This window comes from Alteribacillus bidgolensis (assembly GCF_002886255.1).
Classification (GTDB): Bacteria; Bacillota; Bacilli; order Bacillales; family Marinococcaceae; genus Alteribacillus; species Alteribacillus bidgolensis.
The window spans coordinates 257121-274976 of sequence record NZ_NJAU01000003.1 but is presented as its reverse complement, the minus strand read 5'-3'; the positions used below and the strand labels follow the sequence as shown (position 1 = coordinate 274976).

The 17856-nt window shown below is 38.9% G+C and carries 12 protein-coding genes, 2 pseudogenes and 1 other annotated feature; of the genes and pseudogenes, 11 read left to right on the top strand and 3 right to left on the bottom strand.

The features are described from left to right. The first annotated feature begins 37 nt into the window (after positions 1 to 37). The 8 genes and pseudogenes from CEF16_RS22680 (at position 38) to CEF16_RS22645 (ending at position 12266) form a co-directional block, all read left to right on the top strand. Positions 38 to 898, top strand: a complete 861-nt coding sequence (locus CEF16_RS22680) for an NAD-dependent epimerase/dehydratase family protein (RefSeq protein WP_091588366.1) — start codon at positions 38 to 40, stop codon at positions 896 to 898. A 193-nt stretch (positions 899 to 1091) separates the two neighbouring features. Continuing rightward, positions 1092 to 1335, top strand: a binding site (T-box leader). 57 nt (positions 1336 to 1392) lie between these two features. After that, positions 1393 to 2961 (top strand): 2-isopropylmalate synthase, encoded by a 1569-nt coding sequence (locus CEF16_RS22675; RefSeq protein ID WP_091588368.1) that lies wholly within the window; start codon positions 1393 to 1395, stop codon positions 2959 to 2961. Positions 2962 to 3258: 297 nt separating this feature from the next. Further along, a complete protein-coding gene (locus CEF16_RS22670; RefSeq protein WP_091588369.1) occupies positions 3259 to 3711 on the top strand; it encodes a VOC family protein in 453 nt (150 codons plus the stop codon). A gap of 750 nt (positions 3712 to 4461) precedes the next feature. After that, positions 4462 to 6255 (top strand): group II intron reverse transcriptase/maturase, encoded by a 1794-nt coding sequence (gene ltrA, locus CEF16_RS22665; RefSeq protein ID WP_175488399.1) that lies wholly within the window; start codon positions 4462 to 4464, stop codon positions 6253 to 6255. Positions 6256 to 6540: 285 nt separating this feature from the next. Further along, a complete protein-coding gene (locus CEF16_RS22660) occupies positions 6541 to 7140 on the top strand; it encodes a pyridoxamine 5'-phosphate oxidase family protein (RefSeq protein WP_091588525.1) in 600 nt (199 codons plus the stop codon). 1416 nt (positions 7141 to 8556) lie between these two features. Continuing rightward, a pseudogene (locus CEF16_RS22655) lies at positions 8557 to 9513 on the top strand (peptidase G2 autoproteolytic cleavage domain-containing protein); the annotation flags it as partial. Positions 9514 to 10059: 546 nt separating this feature from the next. Further along, positions 10060 to 10902: a tyrosine-type recombinase/integrase gene (locus CEF16_RS22650; protein ID WP_091588391.1), complete on the top strand. Its 843-nt coding sequence runs from the start codon at positions 10060 to 10062 to the stop codon at positions 10900 to 10902. Between the two features lie 359 nt (positions 10903 to 11261). Next, on the top strand, positions 11262 to 12266 hold the full coding sequence (locus tag CEF16_RS22645) for a DUF3231 family protein (RefSeq protein WP_091588392.1): 1005 nt from the start codon (positions 11262 to 11264) through the stop codon (positions 12264 to 12266). 1283 nt (positions 12267 to 13549) lie between these two features. On the opposite strand, the gene CEF16_RS22640 is transcribed toward CEF16_RS22645, so the two are convergent. Then, positions 13550 to 14149 (bottom strand): HD domain-containing protein, encoded by a 600-nt coding sequence (locus tag CEF16_RS22640; RefSeq protein WP_091588394.1) that lies wholly within the window; start codon positions 14147 to 14149, stop codon positions 13550 to 13552. 225 nt (positions 14150 to 14374) lie between these two features. Here CEF16_RS22640 and CEF16_RS22635 point away from each other — a divergent pair, with 225 nt between their 5' ends. Next, positions 14375 to 14959 (top strand): TetR/AcrR family transcriptional regulator, encoded by a 585-nt coding sequence (locus CEF16_RS22635; protein ID WP_091588396.1) that lies wholly within the window; start codon positions 14375 to 14377, stop codon positions 14957 to 14959. A 371-nt stretch (positions 14960 to 15330) separates the two neighbouring features. Here the strand turns inward: CEF16_RS22635 and CEF16_RS22630 are convergent. Beyond that, positions 15331 to 15757 (bottom strand): annotated as a pseudogene (locus tag CEF16_RS22630) (DUF4158 domain-containing protein); the annotation flags it as partial. A gap of 656 nt (positions 15758 to 16413) precedes the next feature. Continuing rightward, positions 16414 to 16878, bottom strand: coding sequence for a conjugal transfer protein (locus CEF16_RS22625; protein WP_091588398.1), 465 nt, complete (start codon positions 16876 to 16878; stop codon positions 16414 to 16416). Positions 16879 to 17305: 427 nt separating this feature from the next. Between CEF16_RS22625 and CEF16_RS22620 the strand changes: the two genes are divergently transcribed. Together CEF16_RS22620 and CEF16_RS22615 are read left to right on the top strand one after the other, a co-directional pair. Further along, entirely contained in the window at positions 17306 to 17569 is a 264-nt protein-coding gene (locus tag CEF16_RS22620; RefSeq protein WP_091588399.1) for a hypothetical protein, read from the top strand. A gap of 18 nt (positions 17570 to 17587) precedes the next feature. Further along, positions 17588 to 17851: a hypothetical protein gene (locus tag CEF16_RS22615; protein WP_091588401.1), complete on the top strand. Its 264-nt coding sequence runs from the start codon at positions 17588 to 17590 to the stop codon at positions 17849 to 17851. The last annotated feature ends 5 nt before the right edge of the window (positions 17852 to 17856 follow it).

Genomic DNA, 17856 nt, shown 5'->3' with positions numbered 1-17856 from the left:
CTACCATTAATTTGACAATCTAAGAGGGGGAAGGCCCATGAAAATATTTGTGGCTGGATCAACTGGTGTGATCGGTCGTTTGTTGCTACCGAAATTGGTACATGCAGGTCATGAAGTATTTGGCATGACTCAAAATGAGGAGAACAAAGATATCATTCAAAAAACAGGTGCGCATCCCCTAATTATTGATGCTTTTGATCGGGAGGCTATCATGTCAACAATACTTGAAGTGCGTCCTGAGGCAATCATCCATCAGCTCACCTCATTAAGTAGTCGAAACTTCCCAGAAAACACTAGGATCAGAATAGAGGGAACCAGAAATCTAGTTGATGCTGCCCTTATAGCAGGCGTTACGCGAATCATCGCGCAGAGTATTGCATTTGCTTATGAACCGGGACAGGAACCCGCCTCAGAAGACGTCTCGTTGGATGTTAACGCGCCAGAGCCTCGTAAGACAACAATTGATGGTGTAACCGCACTGGAACGGACCGTAGCAGAGATACCAAATCACGTTATTCTACGGTATGGAATGTTGTACGGACAAGGTACTTGGTACGATCATAAGGGATTCATGGCAGAAAAGACTCTACTTAAGCAAGTGCCGGCTACCGAGGGAGTTACTTCCTTCCTTCATGTAGAGGATGCGGCCAACGCAGCCCTGCTCGCATTAGATTGGCCTTCAGGTCCGGTTAACATCGTGGACAATGAACCAGCTAAAGGTATCGATTGGCTTCCCGTTTACGCTGACATATTAGGGACACCTATGCCCGATGTCCAACCTGGTAGCAACCGGGGTGAACGTGGAGCATCGAATGCCAAGGCTCGAAAGGATTACGGTTGGAAGCCGCTTTTTCCTTCATGGAGGACAGGGTTTGCGGCAAGTATGGCATCCGAATAGTTATAGAACAATGATAATTATAGAACTTGAATACAGATGTTAATTATCGTTTATGAATTGCATCGTATTGTAAAAAGTTAAACTGAAAAATGAAATGTTAAGAGGGATTTTTAGGTCCCGAATAATTTTTGTTTTTTAAAAATTCAGTTGACAACTCGAGTTTATAGATATAATATTGCATATAATTAAATAACAAAAAGCAAAGATTGGAAATAGTAGAAGGATGTATAAGCTTTTCAGAGAGCCGATGGTTGGTGAGAATCGGTAGTTATTGCCTTTGAACTCATCCAAGAGCTACTCCCTGAACATTATAAGTAGGGGATGTCGGTTTTCTACCGTTATGAGGATAGGTGGTGATAGCTACCGAAAATGAGTGGGTTAATTATGTAATGATTAATCAATTAGAGTGGTACCGCGAGCAATGCCTCGTCTCTATATTTTTATAGAGACGGGGCTTTTTTTATACATTAATACGACAAAGGGGTGTTTCTGAAATGACGAGAAAAATTTGGGTGTTTGATACGACTTTAAGAGATGGCGAGCAAGTTCCAGGGGCTAAGCTGAATCTGTATGAAAAACTAGAAGTAGCACAACAACTAAAGAAGCTACAAGTTGATATCATCGAAACCGGTTTTCCTTCGTCTTCAGCTGGTGATTTTAATGCTGTGAAAGAAATTGCCGCGAAAGTAGGAAACACAGATGAGACGATCATCACAGCATTAGCAAGAGCAGTCAAGGCTGATATTGATGCTGTTTATAATAGTGTGAAATATGCTGAGAAACCGTTAATCCATATCGTTCTAGGCACTTCAGACATACACGTGGAAAAGAAATTTGGGAAATCAAAAAATCAAATTTTGGATATAGGCGTTGATGCAGTAAAATATGCAAAAACATTTCTGCCGGATGTGCAATATTCAACAGAAGATGCGTCTCGAGCTGATTTTGAGTACTTATGGGCGACTATTGAAGCTGTAGTAAAAGCAGGAGCAACTATCATTAATGTACCTGATACAGTTGGCTATGCCGAGCCGGAAGAGTTTGGTGAACTAATCTTTAAATTAAATGATCGCTTGAAAAATTTGAATGATAAAGTGCTTTTAAGTGTCCATTGTCATAATGATCTTGGTATGGCAACCGCTAATACGTTAGCTGCAATTAAAAATGGTGCGGATAAAGTTGAATGTACGATTAATGGCATTGGTGAACGTGCAGGTAATACTGCACTAGAAGAGGTTGTGATGGCAATTAATACGCGCTTATCAGTCTATAACGCGTGCACAAATATTAATACGAAAGAAATCATGAATACATCTAGGTTGGTAAGTAGTTTAATGGGGCTTGATGTACAAGTAAATAAAGCCATTACAGGAGATAATGCCTTTGCTCATTCTTCAGGCATACACCAAGACGGTTTATTAAAATCAAGAGATGCATACGAAATCATTAGCCCGATTGAAGTCGGCTTAGATGATATGGACCTTGTTTTAACCGCGCGTTCTGGACGTCATGCGGTGAAAAGTGCCCTTGAGAAATTAGGCTTTAATCAGTTAACCGATACACAATTTGAAGGGATATTTGAAGATTTCCTTAAATTAGCAGATGTGAAAAAAGAAGTATATAATCATGATTTATATGTAATCGTTGAGAACTATTATGCAAAAAATGATAACCATAATCATGATATGACGCACTATAGTGATAATTTTTATGAACTAATGGACTTGCAAGTGATTAGTAATACAAATTTTCCGTCTGCAAGTGTGAAGATTAAAAAGGGCGATCAAATATTGAAAAACAGTGCAGTCGGTTCTGGACCGGTTGATGCTTTGTATTCTGCTATTACAAAAATTAGTGATTTAGATATTAAATTGATTGAATACACTATTAGCAGTATATCAAGAGGTAAGGAAGCATTAGGGAAAGTGAAGATTCAAGTGGAATACAGAGGAGAAAAATATGTTGCCAAAGCAACAGATACGGATATCATGAAAGCAAGTGCATTTGCGTATATCAGTGCTGTGAATAGTATTGTGGTTGATACTTTACTTCCGGTTGAATAGATAATACTTTTCTATTTGCAATGATCTTCTGTTAGATTAGGTAGAAATTCAAATGTTTTACTGTTTGAATGACTAAGCTATTGTGCCCCATGTCTCTTTGGGGTATTTTGCGAATAAAGAATTAGCTGAATTATCCACTTCCATGAGGCCATATTCTTGAATGAGGAAAAAAGATAATTCACCTTGAAATGTAAAAGTTATGTAATAAAAAGAGAAACTTATTGGAAAAAGGTAAATTATCTATTAAGATGATATCTTAAAACAGTGCTATTTTTTTAACAAAGGTAGGAGATTTTGGTGTCAATTAAATATGCTCACACAAACATTGTTGCAAAAGATTGGCGTAGATTGTCTGATTTTTATGTTAAGGTTTTTGATTGTAAGCCTGTATTTCCCGAAAGAGACCTTTCAGGCAAATGGATAGAAAAAGTAACTAATATAGACAATGTTAGTATTAAAGGCATCCATCTAACCTTACCTGGGTACGATGCAGGACCAACTTTAGAGATTTTTCAATATTATCCAGAAAACCCTGAGAGGCATCCATCAAATATTAGCTATCAAGGATTTGGACATATTGCATTTGTAGTGGATAACGTTGAAGAAGTTTTGAATAAGTTAATCGAATGCGGTGGAAAGAAATATGGAGCTTTAGAAAAAAAAGAGTACGAATCCCTTGGAGTATTAACAGTTGTTTATGCAGAAGATCCCGAAGGGAATATTATAGAGATACAGAATTGGAAAAAATGAATTGTGGTACTTTCCATCATTTACTCTACAATAGGGCGCCGCTCGACAAGTTCTGCTATAAGCGCTTGGAAGCGTGAAATGCAGAGGATTACTTACTAGTTAATTCTAACTTTACAACCGAGGATGGGAATGACGGAACCACGTTTCCCAAAACCATCCCGTCAATACTCCTGCATGCGTCGTAACTGACAGGTTATGGGGTTTGAAGTACAGGTAGATTCGGCAGAACGAAGGCTGGAGCCACTCGGAAAGAGAAGGTATGCCAACGGATATGCCGCACGGCTGAAAAACTGAATAGGGTGAGAATAGTTTCAACCGTAAGAAACTGACGAATAACCGAATGTACAGGTCTAAAGATTGACCATAGGGAAACCTATGGCCCATCTAACGATGGGGGTGAGTGGCGTGGAGTAAAAATGCGCCCTATGAAACACGCTATACCGGACAATGGCGGTATCCAGCTCACAGGCTTCAAGGGAACACCTAAGTTCAGAAAGGATAGCTAGGTTGTAAGGGACTTGGAAAACAAGGAACGTTGTAACAGGGGCTGTCACCCTAAACGGTTACTATAAGGTATCTACCGAAATGTATTTATCCTTGCGAGGGTAGGGGCATGACTAATGAACCTCCTGTAATGGGAGTGGAGGAACAGCCCCAAGTCTAGCGAAACGAACGATCATTTTCCATACGTGCATTGCACCGATCGGGTAAGAACGTGGGAACATCACTCCGACAAGGAGGGATGCCACAGTGCAAGCTTTAAGATATTGGGATTATTACGATATGACAGATACCTTTACTGATTTGTACGAAAGGAGCTTGGAAAAACAATCATTTTCTCGTCTTTTCGATGTGATCACATCCCGAGAAAATATTTTGTTAGCTTATCGTACCATTAAATCCAATAAAGGATCAAAGACACCAGGAACGGATGGGAAAACCATCGCAGACATGAAAAGGTGGTCAGAAGAAGAATTAATAACGGAAGTCCGGCAAAAGCTAGAAAACTATCGCCCGAAAAAGGTTAGAAGAAAATGGATTGAAAAGGATAACGGAAAGTGGAGACCTCTCGGTATTCCTTGTATGCTCGACCGAATCATTCAACAAAGTTTCAAGCAGGTACTTGAACCAATTGCGGAAGCCCAATTCTATAATCACAGTTATGGATTCCGGCCACTCCGCTCAGCCCACCATGCAATGGCGAGAATCCAGTTCTTGATCAATCAAGCCAATTTTCATTTTGTGGTAGACATCGACATTAAAGGGTTCTTTGACCATATAAACCATACGTTACTGATCAAGCAACTATGGAACATGGGAATTCAGGACCGAAAGGTCCTAACCTGTATTTCAAAAATGCTGAAGGCTGAAATCGATGGAGAGGGTATCCCTACAGAAGGCGCGCCTCAAGGTGGCTTATTATCGACCTTATTATCAAATATCGTTCTCAATGATCTCGACCAATGGATCGCTGGCCAGTGGGAGTTTTTTCCACTTTCTAAACTCTTTCATTCCAAAGTAGGCGAAAGGCTTGCTAAAAAGCGTACCCATCTCAAAGAAGGCTACCTCGTTCGCTACGCGGATGATTTTAAAATCCTTTGTAAGGATGGGAAAACGGCTGAAAAATGGTACCATGCAGCACGTCTGTATCTGAAAGATCGTCTGAAATTGGACATCTCACCGGAAAAATCACAGATAGTAAACATGCGTAAAAGAGATTCAGAGTTTCTAGGTTTCACTATTCGCGCGAATAAGAAGGGTAAAAAGCGAGTAGCCCATACGGGCATCAAAGCAAACAAGAAGCGCAAAATCAAGGAAGAGGCGAAGAAGCTTATACGAAGAATTAAGTCTTCTCCTTCTGCTCTCAATGCCCTCTTATTCAATAGTTTTGTGCTGGGACTCCATAATTATTTCAACAGAGCCACTCATGTCAATCCGGAGTTCGCACGTCTTTCCTATGATCTGGGTGCGTTCATCTACAATCATCTCAGACCAGTTGGCAAATATGGTCATCCGGCCAATCCTCCGCCGGTCTATAAAAAGTTGTATAGCTTGAACTATAAAACGTTCGAAATTGCCGGTGTGTCTCTATTCCCTATTAGTGATGTGAAAACGGTGAATACCATGGGATTTAGTCCAAAGATGACACCTTTCACTAAAGAAGGAAGAGAAGTCATACACAAAAGACTTCGCCCGGACATTCAACGAGAGATCGGGGTCCTAATGAAATCAACTCTTCCAAACCGAAGCGTTGAATATATGGATAACCGAATCAGTCGGTACAGCATGAAAATGGGAAAGTGTGAAATCACAGGCTTTGAATTGCCCGCCACGGAAGTCCACTGTCATCACTATATCCCACTGACCCTCGGAGGAAGTGATCAATTTCATAACCTTCGTATTCTCCATAGGAGAATACACCAATTGATCCACAGCACGGACAAAAAGATGATTGATGAACTCAAGATAAGATTCCAACTTACATGGTCGATGATCGATAAGATCAACCGGTACCGTGAAAAATGTAAGCTTGAACCAATCTAATGATCTCAATCACTGAGTAACGAGGAACTTATGATCAAATAATCTCGTTAGATGGAACGCGGAGTGCTGGGAAACTAGCACGCTCCGTGTGGAGCAGGGGAAAAGCCGGAGATAACTTCAAACGCTTACCTATTGCTGACAAGAATTGAACAACGATGGACTGTATTCAGCAGTCTATTTTTCTTGTTCTTTAATCAGTTAAAGGAGGTTTGTGGAAGTATTGAATACTAACCTAACATCTGTGTGTTAAAATATAAGGCAGAATTAATGAAGGGTTGAGAGACAATGTTAAGAGGAGAACATTTACTTCAAGAACAACATGGAACAACAAAGAAAGCTTCCTCTTTTTATGAAAACCAAATGCTTAATTACCTAAATAATAAGATGACAGAGTTTATATCCAATCAAAGTATGATGTTTATAGCAACAGCTGATTCTAGTGGGAACTGTGATTCCTCTTTTAGAGCTGGCTCTGTAGGTTTTGTACGGGTTATTGATGATAAAACATTAATATATCCTGAATACAAGGGGAATGGTGTTATGGCAAGTTTAGGAAACATCATTGAAAATCCCCATATCGGATTAATGTTTATAGACTTTTTTGAGCATTACATTGGGTTACATGTTAATGGTAAAGCTTCTATTATAGAAAATGGACAACTAACCTCATTCAAAATGACAAAAAAGATAATGAATGATATTAAAGAAAAAGAAGGAAATAGACCAGAACGTTGGGTTATTATTAATGTTGATGAAGCTTATATTCACTGTTCAAAACATATCCCAAAGCTAAAACAGTTGGACAAAAAAATATATTGGGGAACTGATGATGAAAAACAAAAGGGTGGGGATTTCTTCGAAGCAAAACAAAGTAAAAAAGATTAAAATGATATTAAACAATCGGGCGCTTTTCTGAAATAAGGAAAGCGTCTTTCTTCATGAATAGGGCCATTTAATTGAATAAAAGGTTGTATAAAAAAATGGGGTTTTATTCTCCCCTTCCTTATCGATCGTAATAAAGGGCATATATGGGAATTTCCTCGAAACTAATAAGTTTGTCTATATCACCGGTTTTGTTGGAACATAACCTAATAATAGGGTTCTTAATGAGTCTTTTAACAATTTTCATAAGGAAGTGGAAAAATCATGTCCAATGAATGTAATCAAAAATCCGATTGGGGCTTGTTCGGAAGCAGAAGGATTAAGTACAACGGCTAAGGGACAACTTCCCATACGGATGAGGAAGGGACTTTTGAATGAATAGTTCCGTAAAAAACTTTTGTGTCGGTTATTTTTGGAAAGGAGGAGTAATGGTTAATGTCCGATCAGAAAGAGATGAAGTCCAGTGAACATCAGGAGGAAGAGGTTCAAGCCCAGGAAATAGGTACTTTGCAATCTCCAGAACCATGTTGTGCTAATGGGTGTATTATAACAGATGCTACAAACGGATGCTCCGTAGCAGAAGGAACGAATACAACGGCGAGTGGATTTGCTTCTCATGCGGAAGGGCAAGGGACAACCGCGAGTGGAAATGCTTCTCATGCGGAAGGCAGAGAGACAACCGCCAGCGACCTTCGCTCTCACGCGGAAGGGCAAGGGACAACCGCCAGTGGAGTTGCTTCCCATGCGGAAGGTTTTTTTACAACCTCGAGTGGAGATACTTCCCATGCGGAAGGCAGAGAGACAACCGCCAGTGGACCTCGCTCGCATGCGGAAGGGTTAAGTACAACTGCCAGTGGTTCGGCTTCTCACGCCGAAGGGCAAGAAACAAATGCCTTCGGAGTAAATTCTCATGCGGAAGGGTTTCAAACGACAACGGGAGATGAACTCGATCCATCACAAGGTCTGAATGCTCATGCCGAAGGGAGATCAACAACCGCCATTGGATTTACTTCTCATGCGGAAGGAGAAGGTAACACAGCGAGCGGAAGAGCCTCTCACGTAGAAGGCGGTGGTGTAGATCCACTTGGGAACCCAGCTCCTAACCTATCGATTGGATCTTCTTCCCATGCAGAAGGTGTCGGTACCACAGCAAGTGGGTTTGCTTCTCACGCCGAAGGGCAAAATACGATAACAGGAGCTGCAGGCGATCCAACACAAGGCACGAATGCTCATGCTGAAGGGCAAAGTACAACGGCCAGTGGACCTGCTTCCCATGCGGAAGGGAACAGTACAATCGCCAGTGGAGTTGCTTCTCACGCGGAAGGGATCAGTACAACCGCGAGTGGAGTGGGTTCTCATGCGGAAGGACAGAATACAGAAGCCAGTGGAGAGGCTTCCCATGCGGAAGGACAAATCTTTGATGGTAATAGAACCCAAGCGATAGGAACAGCATCTCACGCCGAAGGGCAAGCGACAATAGCAAATGGAGAGGCCTCGCATACGGAAGGAAGAAACACGACAACAAATGTTGGTGCTTTAGCCGCCCATGCGGAAGGACAGAGTACAACCGCCATTAGTCAGGGTTCCCATGCGGAAGGATTTGATACATTCGCCAGTGGATTTACTTCCCATGCGGAAGGAAATAGTACCACCGCCAGTGGACAAAGTTCCCATGCGGAAGGACAAGATACTAGTACAGCAGGATTTCAAAACGCCCATATCATGGGACGTTTTGGTGATGCAGAGGAAGCACATTCCTGGTTTATCGGGAACGGGACTTCTGCATTAGCGAGAGGTTTAGGTGCAAAATGGCTTGCAAGCAGTGGTGAGATGTTTATTGATGGTGCAAATTACAATGCAGGTGGAGCCGATTTCGCAGAGATGTTCGAAACAGCGGACGGCAATAGTATAGATGTCGGTTATTTTGTCACAGTAAGTGAAGGGGATAAAGTTAGAATTGCCACGTCTTCTGATGACTTCATCTTAGGAATTAGCAGTGCTACTCCAAGTTTAATTGGTGACAGTGCAGGATTAAGCTGGCATGGCCGTTACGTGCTTGATGAATGGGGACGCAGAACCTATCATGAAGTTACGGTTCCGGCAGTGAAGGATCCAGATGGGAATGAGCTTATCCCTGAGAAAACGGAGATCCAACCTGTGATTAATCCAGAATGGGATCCGCAACGTGAGTATATCCCAAGAAAAAAACGTCCTGAATGGGTTCCAGTAGGACTGATAGGTAAAATTCTGGTGAGAGATGATGGAACTTGCGAAGAACAAGGTTATTGCTGGCCGAATGACAACGGAATTGCAACAAAAGCTGAGAAAGGATATTTTGTATTAAAACGTACAGGAGAAAATCAAGTATTGGTGTTGCTTAATTCTCAGCCTTCAACAAATGTGCTTGATCCTATTGTAAAGCTAGAAAAACTAGCAAACTTAAAAGAACAGGGCTACCTTACTGAAAAAGAGTTTCAGATTCAAAAACAAAAGCTATTAGATTCATAAGAATATTTTCACAAGATGATGAGATTACCAAATACCTTTACAATAAATTTCCTTCCAGTAAAATAAAATTTAACAAATATTATGGTAGGATCAATTGTAACTGGGAATTGTGTATCCGGATCCTGTAAAAAACTTTCATCTGCTTTAACATCGACAAAAGTCTTTCCATTTTCCCTCACGTATAGAGGACTTTTCTGGAAGATCTGTACTGTCAAAATATCGTAGGACGAATCTTCAGCAATCGGGCGCGATTCTTGAAGAAAGATACCGAATTTTCCTTGTCTTTCAAGGTTTTTTTAGTTCAAGTTAACTACTAAATTCTTAGATTGTTGAATAACTATGAATAGAAATGACTCTCCTTGAACATAATAGAATCTAGATTAATTGGTTCATAACCTGGGAGAGTGAAGAAAGATGTTATTATCTGAAGCTTGGGAGAAATATCAACTAGATAAGAAGATTGAGGGATACTCAGCATTAACAATAAAAACATATTGCTTTCAGTATAATTTGTTATTACGATATTTTGGTAATATTGACATGAATGAATTTACGACAGAAAAATTAAAAGGTTATTTAGTCGATGCGGGAGGACATTTAAAGCCTTCTAGTCTGGGACATAGAGTTCGTAGTATTCGATCCCTATTTAAATGGACATATGATGAAGGCTTCATTTCTAAAAATCCTGCAGCTAAACTGAAGGAACCAAAACTAGGAAAACGAATTCCTAAATTCCTCTCTGAACTCGAAATTGAGCACCTGAGGGAAGCGTGCCATACCACGATGGAAAATGCGGTATTTGAGTTTTTTTATTCTACCGGCTGTCGTATTGGAGAAGTTGTAAAACTAAATCGTGATGATATTAACTTCTCTACGAATTCCGTTATTGTACATGGAAAAGGTGATAAAGAAAGAGAAGTGTACTTTAATACTCGTTGTTCTTTGTGGTTGAAAAGATATTTAGATGAACGAGATGATGAAGATCAATGTTTGTTTATCACTGATAGAAGGCCAAAGAGGCGAATGAGTATTGATCTTATGAGATATATCATTAAGCGTATATCTAGTCGAGCAGGAATTAAAAAGAACATTCATCCACACCAATTAAGACACAGTTATGCGACACATATGATCAACAATGGAGCCCCACTTGAAGTGATCCAGAGCTTACTTGGTCACGAGAAGAGTGAAACTACAAAAATATATGCTCAGCTAAGTGGAAAGCTGAGACAAGATTTCTATAGCAAATACTTTTAAATGAATAATTGATCGTTTTGACATGAAAAGGTTCGTTCTCTATAAAGCGTGCCTTTTCATTTTTTTATGGAGTAAAGGATTGAGTATACTCACATATTTGGAAATAGTTAAAATTGGTTTAAAGGGCCAGATTATAGAGTAAGGATGTTTGATGAAAAGTGCTAAATAATTACAATGGCTCTTTGTATTGCTTTTGGTTGCTTCTCCCTAAATAGATGTGTTCTCAACACTAATAGCCAAGACATGTAACCATTAGCTTTGTGTTTTTCTATTTTAATACTAAAGAAACACAGATTGATACATAAAACTTTTAAAGTTGGAAAAGTTAAAGAAAACAAATGGGATTAGGAGGCTTTTGGATGGGGAGTTCAAACCGAGTACCAATTACATCTTCAGAATTAGCGAACTTGTGGATGACTTATCAAGAAAAAACTATGATGCTTAGAGTATTGGAGCACTTTTTAGAGCACTCCGATAATGAAGAAACACAAATGTTACATTCTTATTATAATGGTGCAACCAAAACCGTTGAAAAGATCAAAAGTATTTTGCAGCAAGAAGGGGCAGTAATTCCTTTGGGTTTTACAGAAAGCGATGTAAATAAAGGTGTTCCGAAGTTATATGATACTTTGTACGATATCATGTATTTGCATTTGATGACAAAAGTGGAAATGAGTCTATTTGCGCTATTTACCGGCATGTCTTACCGAAAGGATATTGAAGATTTTTTTATAGGTTTAACAGCAGAATCCCAATCGATAAACAGTAAATCAACTCAATTCCTTTTAGAAAAGGGAGTGCTTGTAAGGCCGCCTTACGTATCAATGCCAAAACAGGTTAATTTTGTACAGGATAAACATTATATGGATGGAATTCAATGGTTCAGTGAGACGAGATCTCTAAATACAGTTGAAGTTTCTCTTATTCATCATGCGATTGAAACAAACCTTGTAGGTATGCAATTAATGATTGGTTTTGCTCAAGTTGCTGCTAATAAAGAAGTTCAAAATTATCTTGTGAAAGGAATGAAATTGTCAAAAAAAGTTGAAGTTGATTTAGGTGAATTTTTGCGTCAAAGTTATATTGAGCCCCCAGCCACTCATGCTGGTAAAGCAACAGCGTCAAAAACGGCTCCATTTTCTGACAAATTGATGATGTACAACACCGGTTTGTTAGCTTCATTTGGACTCGGAAGTAATGCCTTAGGCGGTGGATTTAGCTTGCGAAGTGACTTGCCGGCAAAAATGGCATTGCTTACAAAGGATATTTTTACTTTTGCTCAAGATGGCGGAAAAATTATGATCAAAAATGGCTGGATGGAAGAACCGCCACAAATAGAAGATCGCAATCAACTAACTAAATAATGTTTTTTAAAAATGAAAAATGAACCTTAAAATGAAGGCACTGCAAAAGTCGATATTTTAATCACGAAAGATTAGTACTTACGATCAGTAATGGTTCACCAAATAATGTCTTAGCGTATATTTTTCGCGTTTTTCTGCTGAGACCCCAAGTAGAAAGAGATAACTTTTTTGAAATGTAATTTATTATTGGAAGGCTTCTTTAACTATCGAGGGCTTTTCTTTAAGATCTATGAAGCATGGATTTTCAAGAACGATCTTCCATTAATGGGCGCGATTGTTGGTGCGAAATGTTCCTGGCTCAAATGAAATGTGGCCACACAATTTCGGTAAAGGTCAGGCAGTTTTAGACTTCTAAGACTGAAGGGTTATGTCGAGGAGTCGAATGAGGAGGTAACGCTCTGAAAGGCTCCCCCTGCGTCGAATAGCACGCTGATTAGTAAGGAAAAGAGTGTTATAAGCTCGGCTAATAGGCGTGAGAATTTACCGTAACAGTTCGGCTGACGAAAGCCTACCTGATAGGGTGGTGTAAATCATGGTGCTTGGGTTTAACAGATATGGTGAGAATGCAATGTAAATACAACAAGATACTGTATTGCTGGCGAACTTCTGAAGGTACGGGTCTAGACGCGCATTATATAGAAATGTATTTACTACCAAATGTAGGGTTAGCTATGGATGAGTAAGAATCCGCAATATGAAAATCCATCTTGTGTTACAGGCACATGCAATGCTAACAGGCTCATAGGAAGCACCTAAGTCTGTTCCATAATAGACATAATTCAACGTTGTAAGCTGATAACGTGGAGGGCTTACTCCCAGTGAAGCGTTGAGAAGGAAAACATTCGTGAGAATAGTGACTGTATAACTTTTCTTTATATCAGTGAAAGTGGTGGCACAGTACCGTCGAAGCGTGTAATGAACGTGGAGGGATAGCCACTAGACTAATATAAGATTCATTTAATCATGTAAGGCAAGTCTTTATCGGATAATAAGGTTCTCGTGAGACTAATAGAGGTTCACCTTCCACGGAAGGCACCGACTTATTAAAACGGAAGAATTGAGACACGGAGGATATTAAAATATCAGAAGTGTCGATGATTAAGTTGAATTGGATTAGTTAGGGCGCCGTATGCGATGAAAGTCGCACGTACGGTGCTAACAGGGGGAAAAGGGAGCGATAACGTCAAACCCTTACCTATCTATATAATAATATAACAATTTAAGAACCCCAGAATATACAGATTTTTCATTTATAACCTTGTATATCTGGGGTTACTTTTTCTCTATTCTTTAAAAGGGGCATTCATAACCCAATCTACAAAACCCATACGAAGCATAGAAGAACTCAAATTATTTGGTTGTTGCTGAGCATTTTTAAGATTAGAATCATATTTAATGAGTTCAATCATAGATTTTTTGAAACCTAATCGAGGATAGGTTTCAATTATGAAATTAAATGTTTCCTCCGAAATATCTTCTATACGTAACCCAACTACATCCATTCCTGCTCCGAAATGAACTAAAGCAATTTCTGGCTGTTTTTCTTCAGCAATTTCCGATGTATGCAGAATAATAGCTTCACGTACCACATCAATTTTGTCTTGGGAAAAACTGTGAGAGCGAAGGAACTCCTCAGCATGATCAGCACCTTCATATTCAAATGAATGTTTACAACAAACATGCTCTGTAAGACCAATATCATGTAAGACAGAAGCGAGATAGAATAACTCCTGATCATATTTGAATCCATATTTTTTTCCCAAAGCATCACCAAAAGCATATGTTCGTAAACAATGATTATAAAGAAATTCCGGAGAAATCTCGTAAACTAATTGAGTTGCGTCCTTTGCTACTTTACTATCAGGAATAATAATGTTATGCATATATTTCCTCCTTAGTTTAATTAATTTTTTCAAGACGATTTCATAACGGGTTCAATGACATGATAAGGATGTTACATGCTTATCAAATAGTATTTCTCACAAAATCTCCTTTTTAGCGTCTTCTTTTTTAAAGAGACTGTTCGGTCTCTTATAAGATAACTCATCATATGTTAATGTACAACTAAAATGTGTTACAATTTTTCAACAACAATAATGGAGGATATTATGCGAAAAGGTGAGCAAACACGGAGACACATTGTCCAAAAATCAGCAGAGTTGTTTAATCAGAAGGGGTATGCTGGCTGTTCAATGAATGACATTATGGAGGCTACAGGTCTACAAAAGGGTGGAATTTACCGCAATTTTAAAAGTAAAGATGAGATTGCTTTAGAGGCGTTTGATTACGCTATTGACACTGTCAATCAACACTTTTCTGAAGCGATGCTTCATGCTAATACAGCGTTAGAAAAAATTGGTTCTTTTTTTGATGTGTATGAAGATGTGATAAATAATCCACCAGTAAAAGGGGGATGTCCGTTACTGAATACTGCCGTAGACAGTGATGATACGAATCCACTGTTAAGGAAAAAAGCACTTGTAGTTTTCCATACATTTCTCAACATTATTGAAGAGATTATAGAAGAAGGTATTCAAAACAGAGAGTTAAATCCTGATATCGATACAAAGGCGGTGGCTTCCTTTATTGTTGCAATTCTTGAGGGAAGTATTATGACTAGTAAACTAGAAAGAGATAATAAACACGTTTCTTACAGTAAGCAGCAGGTACTGCGTTATTTACTTATGCTATAAATTGACAGAGGGATATAAAGGTTTTGATGTTTTTGTTCAAAACTGGAATAAAATTAAGTGCAGTGATTTGTTATATGATCAAATACCCATTTTATGCTTTTTACCCCTCTACTAGCCCAATTAAGATCTTTTAAAATTGGGGACGTGGATACATAAGTTTAATGGATTTAGTGTACAATTCTAATTCTGCTTTTTCAATTATACCAGCTAATATAAGTCAACCTATCATACTAAAATAAATTAAATAACCATGTTATACTAAAATTGCGCATGGCAAATAAGCTTCAAACTTCTTGTTTGAAGTTTTTGGTTTTTATGGATTTTGTTGGATAAGCATTAAATCTTAAATGCCTCTTTACGTTTCAGAATGGAATCGAAGGAGGTTCGACTTCCCACTTGCGAAATAAGCTACATGCCTGATTTTTTAAGTAGTCGATATCATGAGTAAACTGAACTTGTCCGTGTGACCACTCTGTCAAAAGTTCGTTGTCTTTTGCTGTAAGTTCTCGAAAACCGTAGAATTCTCGAATTTGTTTTCGATGATAAGTAAAGTTTCTTTCATCTACGCCCCAACGATATTCCTCAAAGAGCGATGAAGCTAACCCCAATTGCTGTGCTATAAATTCAACTACCACTTCGGGAATATCTTGTTTCTTAGAAGGAAATCTAGCCTCTTGTTGAAAGTACTTTAATAATACTGTAAATCCTAAACGACTTGCCCCTGTTTTATTACCAATCAGTTTTTGGTACTACTACAAAATATTCTAGCAGCTCATCTTCATTCCAATTTCGTTTCATAAATATCCATCCCCTAATATTAGAATAGCCACTATTTTGAGTGTAATCTATTGAATAGAGGATGAAAACTCTACTTTGCGGTCTACAGCAGCAACCCTGTGATTACCCCTTAAAGGGTAGGTTTGTGTAATAAGAAAATTGTATAATAAAATAAACTTGTACATATTAGGGGGATTTGTTATGAAAAGAATTGCAATTGATATGGATGAAGTAATTGCTGATTTTATTCCTAAACATTTAGCACTTACGGATATGCCGCACGGCTGAAAAACTAGATAAGGTGAGAATCGTTCTTTGAGATAGGAACTGACAAACTTCCGAATGTAAGGGTCTACAGATTCGAACATAGGGAAACTTATGTCCCATCGTACGATGGGGTGAGTGGTGTAGAGTAAAATTGCGCCCTCTGAAATACGCTATATCGAACAATAGCGGTATCCAGCTCACAGGCTTAAAGGAAGCACCTACATCTAGTAAGGATAGCTACGTTGTAAGGTACTTGGAAAGCAAGGAACGTTGAACCAAGGGCTGTCACCCAAAACGGCTGCTATAAAGTTATGCTGAAAAGCATTTATCCTTGTGAGGGTAGGGGTACGACCGAGGAAGTTCCTGTAATAGGAATGGAGGAACAGCCCCAAGTCTAACGAATGAAACGATTATTTTCCTAAGGTGAATGGAAAATCAGCAACTATCCAACGTCCTTCCACTTTCATCAATTCCATGGAGAAAGGGTATAACATTTTCGTTTGGCTGTTTGCTTCAGACATGATCACATCGGCATGTACCTTATACTGCTCATCCTCCTCATATATATCAATCTCTTCTATCTCTTCAAATTGCAATACATCATCTAACGTTTGCAATTCAAGTCCATCCGTATAATAGGAGAGCTCTTGTGTACTTCCTTCGGTGTAACCTAAAAAGAAGGTATCTAAGAAGCTCGTAATCTCTTCTTCTAGTTCTGGATCATGTTCAGCATCATCTCTGTCTTCTTCTGTATCTACTGCAATATCTGGTTTCTTTGGTTCGGCCACAAAATAAGGTAATTGATGAACAACAAAACCTTCTCCATCACTTTTCACGGGAACCACGAAATATTTAAATAAATGAACCTTTATCATCCTCCTCGTCGTTTGTTAACCGATGTTGTACCCGTAACGTAATTTCAGCCGATTGCTCACCAGTTTCTTCTACATCCCAAATTTGAGATTTGATCATTTGTGACTCTGCTCCAGCACCATCCTCTTCGTCATTAGCGGAGGCAATGGACTATCATACAAAGGAAATCATTCCTCGCTCCTTTTTAACCTCAGAAATTAAAAGGAAATGGAAACCTGGTTAAATATTGATCAGCAGGAAAACTCTGTGAAGTATGGTACTTCCCGAGAACAGCAGATGAAAAAAGTGCTCAACCCTTCAGGCTTTTCCCGCACACCATAAAACCACATAATTTATTTATTTTATTCATAGTTTTAACACATTCTCTTGCTACATTGTGGATAACAGATTGGTAACCAGCTATCCAATGTAGAAGAGGGAGGTTTTTAAATGGGGATATTCACTTATCTACTAATTGGGATATTGTTGCTTTTGATGATTCCTTGTTTTCGGGGAATGAATAAATCTGGGACACGTGAAAGCCCTTGCAATATGGTGGGAAGGGGATCTTGTCATGGTAAAAGGGAAACAGGAAATCCTTCTTCAAAGCAGATAGACTTGGAGAAGATCCATGCTCAAATGGATGAACTAGAAAAGGATAACCAAAAACTTAGGACTGAAATGAGAAGTTTAGAAAAGAAACAAAGACTCTAGAGGAGAAGGAGATTTAAGGTGGATGCTATCTTAATAGCGTTAATCGCTTTTAAAGTCGTATGTCTGTTCTTTTGCGGAAAGGGAATATGGATGGCCCGAAAGGAAAAGAAAAACAAAGTGGGCAAGAGTCAACTGGCAGATACCTCACAGGAATGGCAGGCAACCCAGCATAGAATGAACCAATTAATCGAGGAAAACCAAAAACTGTCACAAACCGTGCAGGAAATGAATAAAGCTGATTCATCAAGTCCTAAACAGAATAGAAACTCATTAGAAAGATGAAGGAA

Coding starts and splice junctions, on each gene's coding strand:
- CEF16_RS22680 (WP_091588366.1), top strand. CDS start 38: ATGAAAATATTTGTGGCTGGATCAACTGGTGTGATCGGTCGTTTGTTG.
- CEF16_RS22645 (WP_091588392.1), top strand. CDS start 11,262: ATGGGGAGTTCAAACCGAGTACCAATTACATCTTCAGAATTAGCGAAC.
- CEF16_RS22650 (WP_091588391.1), top strand. CDS start 10,060: ATGTTATTATCTGAAGCTTGGGAGAAATATCAACTAGATAAGAAGATT.
- CEF16_RS22620 (WP_091588399.1), top strand. CDS start 17,306: ATGGGGATATTCACTTATCTACTAATTGGGATATTGTTGCTTTTGATG.
- CEF16_RS22625 (WP_091588398.1), bottom strand. CDS start 16,878: ATGATAAAGGTTCATTTATTTAAATATTTCGTGGTTCCCGTGAAAAGT.
- CEF16_RS22640 (WP_091588394.1), bottom strand. CDS start 14,149: ATGCATAACATTATTATTCCTGATAGTAAAGTAGCAAAGGACGCAACT.
- CEF16_RS22660 (WP_091588525.1), top strand. CDS start 6,541: ATGTTAAGAGGAGAACATTTACTTCAAGAACAACATGGAACAACAAAG.
- CEF16_RS22675 (WP_091588368.1), top strand. CDS start 1,393: ATGACGAGAAAAATTTGGGTGTTTGATACGACTTTAAGAGATGGCGAG.
- CEF16_RS22635 (WP_091588396.1), top strand. CDS start 14,375: ATGCGAAAAGGTGAGCAAACACGGAGACACATTGTCCAAAAATCAGCA.